This window comes from Chryseobacterium mucoviscidosis, assembly GCF_002177115.1.
GTDB lineage: Bacteria > Bacteroidota > Bacteroidia > Flavobacteriales > Weeksellaceae > Chryseobacterium > Chryseobacterium mucoviscidosis.
Map to the genome: position 1 here is coordinate 82,387 of NZ_MVAG01000080.1, position 13,069 is coordinate 95,455.

A 13,069-nucleotide genomic window follows, 5' to 3' on the forward strand; every position below is an offset into this window, starting at 1 on the left:
CCTCCTTTATCAAATTTTAAAAAAAAATTATGTTCTATTATTTTCTGTTAATCATAATCCTTGAAGCCAGAATATGTTCGCAGGGTCCCTGTCTCAATCCGTTTGCCCTGTAAAAACCGCACTGGCAGTTTCCGTCGGTCAATCGTTGGTCTTTATCAATAAAAGCTTCCGTCTGATAGGTTACATAGCTTTCCTGAATGGTTCCCTGAATTTTAAGAATATCATTTTCAGCGATGTAACTTATTTTCACTTTATCTTCTGCAATCAATTGGTTAGCTTTTTCTTCCTGCGGACTGGAGAACCGCAACTGTTTCATATCCAAAGGCTCCTGAGTAAGCTCGCGAACCCTGTATAATCCGAGATTAAGATCATAAATCACTCTTCCTGCCTGTGTATAAGATGTCAGTGAAGAAGAAATTGTTGCCGTATTGAGATTTAATTTTTTTGAAAGCTCAGAAGGAGTTCCAAACCAGGTTTCTTTTAATGTATTAAAAACTTTTTCCTGAGTAAGCAGATCCACATTTCCTCTGGGAGCCATAAGATCAAAATTTCCGGCTCTGCTCCAGTCATTTGTCGTCCATCCTGAAAGTCCCAATGTGAAAGCCATATCTCCCAAATCTGCAATATAAAACGAGGGCAATCCGTTTCCTAATAAGACCACTCTGAAATTTTTAGCAATCGGGATTAGTCTTTCCAGAATCAGCAATCTTCTTCTTCCCCAAATCCTGATGGTTTTGCTTTCTGATCCCGTATAAACCGAACGGTGAAATGTTAGAGTTTCGTACCACGGTTCGAAAACCGCCTGAACAGGTTTTCCGGGTTCAAGGATAAAACGCAATGCTCTCGGTCCTTTTTTTTCTTTAAATCTTCTTAAAAACTGACAGATACTGAAAATATCCATCGGATGAAGATCAAAAGTCGTCGCGGGTAAAGTCATGGCTGAACTTACCTGTAAAAATCCTCTGACCCAGGAATCCGGCAAATCTATCTTCTCTTCTTTGTACACTTCTTCATTGGTGGTAAGTGCCTCAAAACCTGAAGGATCAATTTTAAATTCCGTATCCTTATAATCTCTTATTTTTTGGAATTCATTATAAAGCGCAGCCGAGTAATCTATATTTGTAGTTCCGCATTTAAACTCGCTGATCTCTGTGAAAACATTATAACTGCTGCTCAGTTTTCCGTAAGTGGATTCGTCCTGACTGAAACATTCAAAGAAAACTTCGTCGGGATGAACCGTGATAACAGGATCCAGAACAAACCACGCGTCTTTGTCTTTTTGGTACAGATAATCAAAATAAGCTTTTTTGGCTGTATTGAAAGGACCTAAAACCCTGTTCTTTTCTTTATATACCAAATCCAGTTCTCCTCTTACCTCTGCCATTCTCTTCCGGATCTCTTCCACCTGAAATTCAGCCATATAATCGCTCAGCCAGAGCTTTTCCTGCTCGGTAACCCATTCTTTGTATTCTGCCCTGTCTTTCGGTTTAAAACGAAGATCAGAAACCACCACATCATGCAGTGCAGAGATGGCTTCCCGAAACGGGATTTTTTTATTCAGCTTTCCTACAAAAAATGTGGGATCTCTCTGCAGATCCGGCGAAAAGCTCATTTGTGTGCTCGTTGCGGAATTGGTAACGGCAGTATCTTTGTGAAATTTATAATCGAATAACATGGCTTAAGAGATTAATTGAAGATGAACATTAAGCTGAGGATAAATCATTTTCAGTTCGGAAATGATGTCAATACATTTTGCTTTATCCTGAACAGCGCTGGTTGCCGACAAATCGTCCAGAATTTTGCTTACGGTTTCGGCAGATTCCTTATTCTTTCGCCCTTCTTTTTCCAGAAAATCCAAAATCCTGTTTTTGGCTGTACGGGATTTATTAACCCTTGAAAGCACAGATCTAAAGTAAAACTCCAGCTCTTTAAGCTTTTCCGGTTTATCACTTGCATATTCTTCAAGATAAGAGGTTACAAAAAGCTGCATATTCTGGCTTGGATGCTGACTGAGTTTTGTAAGGTACTCCAATCCGTGTTCTTTTCTGAAAAATTTCATGATAAGGTTTTTACCGAAATTTTCTACATCAGAACGCACAGAATCTGCAATTACTACCAAGCAATCTGTATCCCAGTCTTCGTCTGTAAATTCAGTGCTGAAGAAATGAAAAGCAAATTCGCGGCTGTCATCCCATTTGGCATCCAAAATGCCAAGCGCATGATTACGGTCGGATTTTATTCTTTCAACATTCTTTTTATAAAAATTCCAAGCCCATTGTCTTACGGCTAAAAATTCATGATTGGCAAGAGCAATGACTTGTTTTAAGGTGAATTTACTATTGTCTTCTACTTTTTTAAGAAGTTCGAAGCTAAAAAGCTGATTTTTCACGCTGTCCGCAAACAGTAATCTGAGAATCCATTTTACCGGAATTTTATTAATATATATTGATGCTGTTTTTTCAAGATACTCTCTAAACAACTGATGAGAATTTTCAAATCTCTGTTCTTTCATCAGAAGATCAAACAACTTTTCAAACGTTTCCATCTGAGATTCAGACTGAGAATCCAGTCGGTCGTTTTGTGAAAAAATACATTCCACAACTTCTTTATATTCAGAAGAAAGCAGGGGGAGAATTTCCTGCCAGTTTCTTGTGATTTCTTCTTTCGGGTACTGTGCTAAAAGACTGATCCCGTTTTGTCTGATGGATTCGTTGGTGTTATTCAGCAAGAGCTCAATAATTGAGACAGGAATTTCCGTTACAGAATATTTTTCAGACTTCGAAAGCAGGATTTCACCTGCCAGAAACCTGTTGTTATTTAAAGGAGAAGTAAATAACTGGGCAACAATTTCCCAACTGATCTCGGAAAAATTATCCAAAGTGGTTATTTTAAGCTTTTTCGTTGCAGATTCCGCGACAGCATTATTGTTATCGCTATTTTCCATAGAAAGCAGCTCTATAATTACTTTTCCAAGCAGTGTTTTCTGTCTTTCTTCGGATAAAGATGCACTCTGAAGCAGATTATTGATAAATTCATTAGATTCTTTTCGTGAATTCATGATTAAATGCATCATAAAATCTGTGGAAGCCAGAAAATATCCTGTATTATTATCGATTGCTGTTTTTGCCCAATTTCGTGCTTCTTCGGTCTCGCACACCAACAGTTTTGCGACAAAACTTTCGTTTCTTTTCAGCTCCTCCTGTTTTTCAGATAGCACTTCGAGTCCTAATTTCTGAGGATATTCAGAGGATTTATTAAGCAGCGAAACCATCATTTCAGGATCTATTTTTTGTAGCAAATCTCTGTATTTAGAGTGAACAGAAACGTTTTCGTATGCAAATTTCATTACCAGATCCATTTTTGCCTGCATCAGAAGCTGCAGGTAAGCTTCAGGCATTTCATCCCAAAATTCAGGATAAAGCTCCAGTCTTTCCGGATTTTCCTCAGATTTTATAACAGATTCTTCCTGTTTTTGAGGAGAAGGTGTCGGCTTTTCTTTATTTGAGCCAAAAATATTTTTAAATGTATTGATTATCTGATGTAAAGATCCAGATTGTTTGTCATCCGAAGCAGTTTCAGATGATCCTGAATTTTCCTGCTCCACTTTGTTGATCTTATTTGCCTGATAATAGTATTCCGTGCTCCAGAATTGTTCTTTTTTTATGTAGAATTCAAGATTTGAATCCATTTTGCGATTCTTATCTCTTCCGAAAAGTATAATTGTAAGAAGCGGTGAACGGTAACATTCGGGAGATTCTACAACGGTATAATAATATCTTCGTTCCTTCCAATTATAAGTTCCATAATGACTTAGAGGGCTTTTGCGAGCCGGAAGATAACTGTCATCGGTATATTGGATAAGCACATTAACAGCAAATCTCAGATATTCTTTTCCTTTGTTCTGCTCTCCCAGTTCTTTTAAATAATAAAAACTGTTTTTCTGAAAATAAAGCTTGGTGAAATTTGAAAATGCAATTCTGCTTTCTTCACTGGAAAGCTCTTTTCTTACATTCACAGAAGTTCCGATCTGGTAAAAGTACTGGTTCTGATTCCATGCTTCTTTATCCAGACTAGCTGTTCTTTTGAACATCGGAGATTTTTTTTCAAATAAATAGGAAAGCATTCCTAAAATCTGAGCATCATCCCGAAAACGGGCTAATTTATAAATTGCCCGAATATTTCTGAAGTACGGTGACGCGAAAGGAATTTTCCATATTAATTCTTCCATCATCCGAACCAAAGAAGGATATGCTTTTGATAAAAGATAAAGATAAACCAACTCGTCCGTTTTCTCTTTCTTCTTAAATTTCCCGAAATAATACTGTTTTAAACCATCATAATTTCCCTGATCAATAAAATCTTTTATTTCAGAGGGCAGACTCTCCAGTAATTCTGAAACAATTTTTTCCAAGCCGGAAGTGTCACTTATTGCTAAAAGCGCATCAAAAGCAACATTTCTGATGTACTTTTTGTGTCTGGAACTGCGCGCAATACTGTAAAGAAGTTCCGAAGCCTGAGTAATTTTTAAGGTTCTGATGGCAAAAACAGCAGCATATAATTGCATTTCACTGCCTTTTGTTGCCAGTTTTAATATATAAGGAACGGCTTCGTTGATTTTCATCTGAGCGGCTTTCCAGATAACCCGGGAGGTTTTCCATTCGGTTTTAAAAGAATTAATTCCTTGTGTCGCATCTTCCAAACGTTTTAAAATAACACCTTCTGCGGAATTCATATTCAGTGCATCCAATGAAGGAAGCTCTACAAAAACTTCGATTTCAGACTGATAGCCTTTATTTCTTTTTTCTTTTTCGAGCTGGTCAAAAATATTTTCTGCTTTTTCTCTGGAAACAAAAGTGGGCGTTTTGCTGCCTTCCTTCAATGCTGCACCGCGTCTTCCGTAACGGAAATTGACGATGAATGCATCGGGATTTACTTCACAAAGGTCTATTTCGTAAACTTTATCTGATTTTCCTTCGTGGAAAAAAAGTTTGGTCTGTTTAATGATTTTCATCTATCTTATGAATTAAGATGTTGATATTTATGTGTTTCGGTTCAGATTAAAAGATATTCCACCAATCTGTTTTTTCCTCTTTTGGTGTAACCGCATCTTGTTCCGGTTCTAAAACTTCAGCCAATTCTACCACGTCTGGGATCACTTTTTGAACTTCAACAAAAGGCACTCCGTGTTTTGCTACAATTGTTTTTAATTTTTCTTTAAAAACAGATGCCTTGGAAGGATTTACCATATTAACGAAATTAATATATCCTTCAATAGCATTGATAAGATGATACGCTTTCCCCCACGTTTGGTTTTGCCATCCATTGACTTCAATATTATGCAGAAGAGCCCTGAATTTTCTGAGCTTTGTCCGTTCCACATTCAGCTTTTCATTAACTACAATTCCTGTTACTTTTTGCTGATGCTTCCGTCTCATAATGTGAAGTTTATCCGGATGAATCGTGAAATTTTCATCTTTAATAATCTGCTTTACAAAGTATAAAAGCCTGTTAATATTCTGTTCTGAATCACGATCAGCAGAAAAAGTAAGATCATCCGCATAACGCGTGTACGCAAATCCGAATTTTTTAGCGAGTCCCTGTAATCTTTTATCTAATTTATAGGCAATACTATTGCTGATTGCCGGACTTGCGGGGGAACCTTGCGGTAAAAACCGTTCTCCTTTGTGAACAAAATATTTAACTCCGTCCAGCAAAACTTCTTCTGTGTGAGCCTGTGTGCAGATCAACGCAAAAACAGTAGATAATTGTTCAGAATATCCGAATTTTGAGAACAGTCCTTTTACCCGTTTATAACTTATTGAAGGAAAAAAATCCTGCAGATCAATATTAATCACAATATCTTTCCCAAGATGGGGCGCTGCATTGGTAACAATTGATTTGTTAGGTGTAAACCCATGAACAACCTCTCCTGCTGAGATTCTGTTTAAAATATTTTCTAAAATCCATTGCTGAAATAATTTGAGCTTTGGCTTTGGAGCTGATATTTTTCTCTTCCCTCCCGATTTTTTTGAAATTTCAAAAGTATGGTAGTGTGATTTTTCCGAAACGTTTCTGTTAAAAGCAAGATACCTGATCTGGGAAAGACTAAATCCCGATTTCTGGCTAAAATCTAAAATATTTTCGAAAACGGGAAGTGAAAACTGATGCAGTTTTTCCGTATCAGACTGCATTTGATGAAGCCCTTTGGAAACATTTTCGCCCAGATAAATAATCTGCTCCTGCTGCAATTCTTTCCAGCGATCTGCTTTTTCCTGACGTTTTTTTTCGTTTTTCTGCCTGGTTACTTCCCTTTTAGCTTTTGCTTCCTGCATGCGCTTTTTGCGCATTTCGCGAAGCATTGCTTCCTGATTGCCGTATTTTCGGTCTTTCGCAAGTAATTCCTGCAGTTCTTTTTGTAAAACGACCTCTTTTTGGATAAGCTGCTCCGGCAAAGAAGGCGTAGAAGTTTCCTGCCAGAAACCAAGCCTTTTCATTTCTTCTAAAATATAGCTGTCTTTGGAAGAAGCTTTTATACGGTCATAAATTTGTTGCCTGCTCAGGTTTTGTGACATGGTTGTGTTTTTTTATAAATAACAAGCCCTATCATTTATAGGGCTTGTTTGGATAAACCTTCGTATTTTCCAAGGACTATATCTATCAACTCCCAGAAAATGGTACTAGTGGGTACCTTTATTTTCCCGGAAAATGAACTGAAAAGGTACCCACTAGTACCATTTTCCCCATTAAAGATAGTATGTAGTGCCGTAAGCTAAGCAATTTTACAGTGATGACGAAACATCATCTTTTCTTAAAAAAGAAAGCAAGGATCTATCTTTTTCAAATATATTAAAAATTACAGTTTCACCAAATTTTATCTGCATTATTTTATTTCCCTGAAAATCTCAACTGCATCTTAAATATTAGATTTAAGCGTAATTAATAAAAAATTGAAGAATGGAAAGTTTCTTTTTAGAAAATGAAAAATAATTTTCAGAATCACAGAAAATCAATTTCATGTATTATTTAAAGTTTTAAGAATAAAACTGATAAAAAATAAAAACCCTCCGTAAAATTAATTACAGAGGGTTTTAGTACCCCAGGCGGGACTTGAACCCGCACGCCAAAAGAGGCACAGGATTTTAAGTCCTGCGTGTCTACCAGTTCCACCACCAGGGCAGGCGTGGAGCGAAAAACGGGATTCGAACCCGCGACCCCAACCTTGGCAAGGTTGTGCTCTACCAGCTGAGCTATTTTCGCATACTGTGCGGATGAAGGGACTCGAACCCCCACGCCTCTCGGCACCAGATCCTAAGTCTGGCGTGGCTACCAATTACACCACATCCGCGTTGATTATGATGAAAACTTATTTTTTAAAAGAACTTGTTTCGTTTTGTCGTTTTCAGTGGTGCAAAGATAGGATAAATTCTTTTACCTCCAAACTTTTCAGGAAAAAAAATTAAAATTTTTACATTTTTTTTTTCGCGTAGCCTTTATTACGATTGATTTTCTTACTTTTACAGCGTTAATTAATATGATATGGAATTACAAGGAACGGTAAAGAAAATATTTGATGCTCAGACTTTTGCGAGCGGTTTCCAAAAGAGAGAAATGGTGATTCTGACGCAGGAGCAGTATCCACAACCGATAAACATAGAATTTTTGTCTGATAAGATCGGTTTATTGGATAATTTAAGAGAAGGAGAGAATGTGAAAGTAGGAATCAACATCAGAGGAAGAGAATGGGTTTCTCCACAAGGCGAAACAAAATACTTCAATTCCATTACAGGATGGAGAGTAGAAAAAGTATTTGATAATGCTTCAGAACCTACACAGGCAGCACCATCGCAGTCTGCTTCCCCGGTTTCCAACGAGAATCCTTTTGCAGATGACGAGGACGATGATCTTCCTTTCTAATACAATAGATAACACTGAAAATACAAATCCTGCTTTATAAAGTAGGATTTTTTTTGAAAATGGTTCGATTAGACGAAAACGAAATTTCATTTCCCGATCCACAGGTTTATGACGGACACGAAGGAGTGATTGCTTTTGGCGGTGATCTTTCGATCGACAGAGTTTGGTTTGCCTATCAGTTGGGAATTTTCCCATGGTTTAATCCTGATGAAGAAATTCTCTGGTGGTGTCCTGATCCGAGATTTGTATTGTTTCCCAAAGAGATCAAAGTCTCGAAGTCGATGCGAAAAATTCTCAACAGGAATACTTTTACTTTTTCGGAGAACAAAAATTTCAGAGAAGTTATCAGAAACTGTCAGGAAATTAGCAGGAAAGGACAAACCGGAACATGGCTTTCGGATGAATTAATGGACGTTTTCATGAGACTTCATGATTACGGACTGGCAAAAAGCATTGAAGTATGGCAGGATGAAGAACTGGTCGGTGGTTTTTATGGTTTACAGATTGGAAATGTTTTCTGCGGCGAAAGTATGTTTGCAAAAGTGAGCAATGCTTCCAAAGCCGGATTTATTTATTTTGCCGAAAAATATCAAAACAGCCTTGAACTTATCGATTGTCAGTCTCACACAGACCACCTTGAAAGTTTGGGAGCCAGAATGATTCCTAAAAAAGAGTTTTTAAAAATTTTATACGAAAACAATGAACGCAGATAAAGAAAAATGGATTCTTCTGGTTGTACTCAGTATCATTTGGGGATCGTCATTTATTCTGATCAAAAAATCTCTTGAGCATTTCAGTCCTTATCAGGTGGGAGCTTTGAGGGTATTGATCGCAGGAATTATTCTGATGCCTGTCGCGATTTCAAAATATAAACTGTTTCCTAAAAAACATTTAAAATGGCTGCTTTTGGCGGCTTTCACGGGCAACTTTTTCCCGATGTTTCTGTTTCCGATTGCAGAGACAGAAGTAAGCAGCAGTATTGCGGGAATTATCAACTCCATGATGCCGATTTTCGTGATTATTGTGGGCGCTCTGATCTGGAAGTTTGAAACAACAAAGAAACAGCTTATCGGGACTTTAATAAGTTTCAGCGGAGTTTGTCTACTGGCTTTTGGCGGAGACGGAGAAGGCGGAAAATTTAAACTGATTCCTATTTTACTGCTTCTGCTTGCGACTTTTTGCTATGCTTTGAGCACAACAACGGTTAAATCCAAGCTTATGGAAGTTTCGTCAACCGTTTTATCGGCTTTTGTTTTTGGATTTGTTTTATTTTTTCCTTCCTTAATTGCTTTAACTTTTACCGGATTTTTCTCGACATTCAGTTTTGATGAAAGTAATCTGACGGGACTGTTTTTTGTAAGTCTTCTATCAATTTTCGGAACCGGACTGGCTATGATGATGAATTACCGTCTGTTAAAAGTTTCAACGCCATTATTTGCATCAACGGTAACTTTACTGATGCCTATTGTTGCAATTATCTGGGGAATTCTGGATGGTGAAAAGCTTTCGGTTTTACAGTTTTTGGGGGCAAGTATTATTATTGCCGGACTCATCTTTTTAAGGACAAAATCTAATATAATTAAAAAATAAATCCTGCATTTCTGCAGGATTTTTATTGTGTCATTGGAAAATCAAATGACTAATTTTTCTTTTTAACTTTTGCCTTCGCTTTTTTAACCTCATCTTTAATGAAAGGATACTTTTTCTGCATATCCGTTACTAAAGAAGGATCAAGCTCAAGTGCATCATGAAGGGATTCAACGCCTTTTTCCTGATCTTTAAGGTTGAAATAACAGTTGCTGAGCTGATAATACAATTCGGCTCTGTTATGCGATTTTAAAGCTTCTTTTAAAACGATAATTGCTTCTTCATATTCTCCCAAAAGCATTAAAACTTCCGAGTAAGCATACCAGTTGTAGAATCTTGAAGGTTCTACATCCACCAGCTTTTTAAGGCATGAAAGGCTTTCCTCGAACTTACCTGAATCAATGAACAGAAATGCTAATCTTTTCTGATAATCAAGGTTATTTTCGTTAAGATACGTAGCTTCTCTTGCAAAATGCAATGCTTCCGTCATTCCGCCCATTTCCTCGTAAAGATACGACTGCTCCATCATAGCAAGATAGAACTGCGGATCTTCTCTTAAGGATTTCTGGAAAAAGTTTAAGGCAACGATAGGCTGCTTCAACGCTTTATAACACAATCCGATTTTATAGAAGGTAAATGCTTTGGTATATTCCAGTTCCAGCATTTCTTCGTAAACTTCGATTGCTTTTTTATACTGCCCTAAAGCTTCATAACAAGCCGCTTTATTGGCATAAACTCCTACAGAGTTGGAATTGATCGCCAATAAATAATCGTATCCTTTTATTGCTTCTTCGTAATTTTTCCTGTTGAAATAGAACTGTCCGTATTCCAACCACGCCACTTCAGAATAGGCAAACTCGTCCAGATATTCATTCAGAAAGGCAATTGCCTCCTCGCTCTTATTAAGATCTGCAAAGCACACCATACAATTTTCCAGCGAATATTCATCCGTAGGATCTTCTTTCAGTGCTTTTCTGTAATGTTTAAGAGCGTTAAAGGGGTCTCCTAAATTTACATATTCATCTGCAATAAAGTTGTGAAGGAAATTCTCTTCTTCCTTCAGCTCCAGTGCTTTTTTACAAATTTCTATGGATTTTTTAGGATTTCCTAAATTCGAATAATACTTTGCGTAGCATACCAAAAAGTCTGTGTTTTCCATTGAAGAACCTTTCAGCTCATCGATAAGATCTTTCGCCGCATTATAATCTTCCCATTCTAAAAGAACTTCAAGTTTTTTAATCTTAATGTCCAAAGAATTGGGATGAAGCTTCAAACCATAATTCACCGCCATATCGGCGTAATTAAAGTCTCCCAGCTCCAGGTAGTAAACAATGATGTCTTCCAATTCTTCTGTATCAAAGTAGAATTCATCATTATTTTCCATCATTTCTTCGAACTTCTTCACAAGTTCATTTCCAAAATACTCTTCCAATACTCACATCCTTCGTCGGCCAATGTCTGAATCTACTTACAAACCTCGACAAACTTTTTTAAATTAATATTACTTCTGAAATTTATGATTCAAAATGTATGCAAAGTTGCGAATTTTTTTTGACATTTATTTTCGTAAATTTCTATCTGAAAGATAGTAAAAAGATCATTATCATCAAAGAATTGTGGATAAAAAAGGAGGAGTTATTGTTAATTTAACATAATGATGAACGCTTTTTGCGAAGATTCAAATCGTCAATAATTTTGAAGTTTTCGATTTTTAAACAAAAAAACGGAGCTAAAAAGCTCCGCTATTATTTCAGATTAAATTAAACTTTTAATTTTTGCGATGATATCTTCTCCCAATTTATCGGCTTCTTCCTGTGATTTTGCCTCTGTATAAATTCTGATGATCGGCTCTGTATTTGATTTTCTGAGGTGAACCCAGTTATTTTCAAAGTCGATTTTCACGCCATCAACGGTAGAAACTTCTTCATTCTGATATTCTTTCTCCATTTTGGATAAAATATCATCTACATTGATTTCAGGTGTTAATTCGATTTTCTTTTTACCCATGAAATAACTTGGATAACCTGCTCTCAGTTCAGAAACGGTTTTATTTTCTTTTGCCAAATGGGTTAAAAATAAAGCAACTCCTACCAAAGAGTCTCTTCCGTAGTGAAGATCCGGATAAATAATTCCTCCGTTTCCTTCTCCTCCGATCACTGCATTTTTTTCTTTCATTAAGGTTACTACATTCACCTCTCCTACGGCACTGGCAAAATATTCGGAATTGTGGGTGTTTGCCACATCTCTTAAAGCACGGCTTGATGAAAGGTTGGAAATTGCCACTCCGTTTTTATTTTTCAGCAAATAATCTGCAACGGCAACCAAAGTATATTCTTCGCCAAACATTTCGCCTTTTTCATCGATTAAAGCTAATCTGTCTACATCCGGATCAACAACGATTCCGAAATCTGCGCCTTCTTTTTTTACCAGCTTACAAATATCTCCCAAATGCTCCTTTAACGGTTCCGGATTGTGGGGAAAATGACCGGTTGGTTCACAGTATAATTTTACTATTTCGCATCCTAATTTATCCAAAAGCATCGGAATTGCAATTCCTCCCGTAGAATTAACCGCATCCAACACCACTTTGAAATTTTTAGCTTTAATGGCTTCTGCATCTACCATCGGCAAGTCTAAAATCTGCTGAATATGAATATCAAAAGCATCTTCTCTTGTCTCATATTTTCCTAAATCGTCTACTTCTGCATAGTTGAAATCTTCGCTTTCTGCCAAAGCCAAAACCTCAGCTCCGTTTTCTCCGCTGATGAATTCTCCTTTATCATTTAGTAATTTCAAGGCGTTCCACTGTTTCGGATTGTGGGAAGCGGTGAGAATAATTCCTCCGTCTGCTTCCAGTTCGGGAACCATAATTTCAACGGTGGGTGTTGTGGAAAGACCTAAATCTACTACGTTAATTCCGAGTCCCTGTAAAGTTGCCGTTACCAGAGAAGACACCATTTGTCCGGAGATTCTTGCATCTCTCCCGATAACCAGGGTTAAATCTTTTTTATTTTTATTGTTCTGAAGCCAGGTTCCGAATGCGGAAGCGAATTTCACCACATCAAGCGGCGTTAAATTATCGTTTACTTTTCCGCCAATGGTTCCACGGATTCCTGAAATGCTTTTTATTAGTGACATTAAGTATGTTTTTATTTATATTCTTCTGAAACCATTTTTCCGACATGATGAAATGGAATCTTTCGCAAAAATACAAATAAAACCTGTGAATTGATTCTGAAAAATATTCCTGAATTTTTAAATAATCATTAAAAGTCATCTTATTTCAATCAAATATAATGAGGACTTATTATCTGATGAAATTACGGTCGAATGGAGAAAAGCACAACATCTTGATATCGGTTGTTTATTGAGATTGCTTCGTCATTTCATTCCTCGCAATGACAGAAAGTAATGATTATGGTAAAAAAACTAGCCCCGATTGCAGCATTGTCTGAGCTCATTTTAGAGTTTCGGCGGCGGGGGGGGGGCCCCCCCCCACCGAAAAAAGCGGGGGGGGCCCCGGGGCCCCCCCCCGGAAAAAATTTTTAACAAGGGCCCCACTGCGACA

The 13,069-nt window shown here is 37.2% G+C and carries 8 protein-coding genes and 3 tRNA genes; 3 read left to right on the forward strand and 8 right to left on the reverse strand.

Annotation, left to right across the window (positions count from 1 at the left end; translation table 11 throughout):
• Window positions 1–37 precede the first annotated feature (37 nt).
• From B0E34_RS04145 to B0E34_RS04170, 6 genes are all read right to left on the reverse strand, one after another.
• On the reverse strand, window positions 38–1,675 hold the full coding sequence (locus tag B0E34_RS04145) for a hypothetical protein (protein ID WP_087707034.1): 1,638 nt from the start codon (window positions 1,673–1,675) through the stop codon (window positions 38–40).
• Between the two features lie 3 nt (window positions 1,676–1,678).
• Entirely contained in the window at window positions 1,679–5,011 is a 3,333-nt protein-coding gene (locus B0E34_RS04150) for a WGR domain-containing protein (RefSeq protein ID WP_087707037.1), read from the reverse strand.
• 46 nt (window positions 5,012–5,057) lie between these two features.
• The gene (locus B0E34_RS04155) at window positions 5,058–6,572 is read right to left on the reverse strand and encodes a reverse transcriptase family protein (protein ID WP_087707040.1); all 1,515 of its coding nucleotides are present in this window, start codon (window positions 6,570–6,572) and stop codon (window positions 5,058–5,060) included.
• Window positions 6,573–7,092: 520 nt separating this feature from the next.
• Window positions 7,093–7,176 (reverse strand) — tRNA-Leu (locus tag B0E34_RS04160).
• A gap of 5 nt (window positions 7,177–7,181) precedes the next feature.
• Window positions 7,182–7,257: transfer RNA gene (locus B0E34_RS04165), tRNA-Gly, on the reverse strand.
• A 6-nt stretch (window positions 7,258–7,263) separates the two neighbouring features.
• Window positions 7,264–7,345, reverse strand: a tRNA-Leu gene (locus tag B0E34_RS04170).
• Between the two features lie 191 nt (window positions 7,346–7,536).
• Between B0E34_RS04170 and B0E34_RS04175 the strand changes: the two genes are divergently transcribed.
• The 3 genes from B0E34_RS04175 to B0E34_RS04185 are packed head-to-tail and all read left to right on the forward strand — an operon-like array spanning window position 7,537 to window position 9,504.
• Window positions 7,537–7,914 carry a DUF3127 domain-containing protein gene (locus B0E34_RS04175; protein ID WP_087707043.1) on the forward strand — a complete coding sequence of 126 codons (378 nt, stop codon included), beginning with the start codon at window positions 7,537–7,539 and terminating at the stop codon, window positions 7,912–7,914.
• 59 nt (window positions 7,915–7,973) lie between these two features.
• Complete coding sequence (aat, locus tag B0E34_RS04180) at window positions 7,974–8,627, forward strand: leucyl/phenylalanyl-tRNA--protein transferase (protein ID WP_087707045.1); 654 nt, start codon at window positions 7,974–7,976, stop codon at window positions 8,625–8,627.
• Window positions 8,614–9,504 carry a DMT family transporter gene (locus B0E34_RS04185; RefSeq protein ID WP_087707048.1) on the forward strand — a complete coding sequence of 297 codons (891 nt, stop codon included), beginning with the start codon at window positions 8,614–8,616 and terminating at the stop codon, window positions 9,502–9,504. Before aat ends, B0E34_RS04185 begins: the two co-directional genes overlap by 14 nt.
• 49 nt (window positions 9,505–9,553) lie before the next feature.
• On the opposite strand, the gene B0E34_RS04190 is transcribed toward B0E34_RS04185, so the two are convergent.
• On the reverse strand, window positions 9,554–10,933 hold the full coding sequence (locus B0E34_RS04190; RefSeq protein WP_087707051.1) for a tetratricopeptide repeat protein: 1,380 nt from the start codon (window positions 10,931–10,933) through the stop codon (window positions 9,554–9,556).
• Window positions 10,934–11,256: 323 nt separating this feature from the next.
• Entirely contained in the window at window positions 11,257–12,639 is a 1,383-nt protein-coding gene (glmM, locus tag B0E34_RS04195) for a phosphoglucosamine mutase (protein WP_087707054.1), read from the reverse strand.
• Window positions 12,640–13,069: the final 430 nt, after the last annotated feature.

Coding starts and splice junctions, on each gene's coding strand:
- B0E34_RS04145 (WP_087707034.1), bottom strand. CDS start 1,675: ATGTTATTCGATTATAAATTTCACAAAGATACTGCCGTTACCAATTCC.
- B0E34_RS04150 (WP_087707037.1), bottom strand. CDS start 5,011: ATGAAAATCATTAAACAGACCAAACTTTTTTTCCACGAAGGAAAATCA.
- B0E34_RS04155 (WP_087707040.1), bottom strand. CDS start 6,572: ATGTCACAAAACCTGAGCAGGCAACAAATTTATGACCGTATAAAAGCT.
- B0E34_RS04175 (WP_087707043.1), top strand. CDS start 7,537: ATGGAATTACAAGGAACGGTAAAGAAAATATTTGATGCTCAGACTTTT.
- aat (WP_087707045.1), top strand. CDS start 7,974: ATGGTTCGATTAGACGAAAACGAAATTTCATTTCCCGATCCACAGGTT.
- B0E34_RS04185 (WP_087707048.1), top strand. CDS start 8,614: ATGAACGCAGATAAAGAAAAATGGATTCTTCTGGTTGTACTCAGTATC.
- glmM (WP_087707054.1), bottom strand. CDS start 12,639: ATGTCACTAATAAAAAGCATTTCAGGAATCCGTGGAACCATTGGCGGA.